This window comes from Salinicola socius, from assembly GCF_001937195.1.
Lineage (GTDB): Bacteria > Pseudomonadota > Gammaproteobacteria > Pseudomonadales > Halomonadaceae > Salinicola > Salinicola socius.
The window spans coordinates 1-614 of record NZ_MSDO01000082.1; the positions used below are offsets into that span (position 1 = coordinate 1).

Consider the following 614-nt stretch of genomic DNA (forward strand, 5'->3'; position numbering starts at 1 on the left):
TTGGGTGTCAGCGACGGCCACCGGCGCATCGTTAGTCCCCGTGACGGTGATCGTCACCGTCTTGGGTTCGCTGACGCCGCCGTCGTTATCGGTGGCGGTATAGCTGAAGGTGACGTCGCGGTTTTCGCCGGCGGCGAGACCGTCGAAGTCGGTGCCCGGCGTGAAGCTGTAGCTGCCGTCGGCATTGAACGTCAATGAACCATTGCCGGTGCCGACATCCGTCGCCAGGTCGTAACCGGCGATCGTCCCATCGACATCCGATGCCGCCGGGACCTGACCGGTCAGCAGCGTGTTCTCTTCCGTCGTGGCCGTGCCTGCCTGAGCGACCGGCGCATCGTTGGTGCCGGTCACCGTTACGGTCAGCGTCGAGGTGGCGGTGCCGCCCTGACCATCGCTGACGGTATAGCTAACTTGGGTGGTGTCGGTCTGACCCGCGGCCAGGCGATCGAACGCCGTGCCAGGATTGAAGCTGTAGGAGCCATCCGCGTTCAGCGTGAAGGTGCCGCCATTGGAGCCGGTGATGGCCTGACCCACGCTACCTGTTACGCCATTGACTGCACTGACGCTCAGCGTGCCGCCGTCGACATCGCTGTCGTTGGCAAGCACGCCCTGGG

General features: G+C 64.8%; 1 protein-coding gene. It reads right to left on the reverse strand.

Annotated elements, in window-relative coordinates; translation table 11 throughout:
- On the reverse strand, positions 1-614 hold a 614-nt coding region (locus BTW07_RS18895; protein WP_144077004.1), incomplete at both ends, for a tandem-95 repeat protein.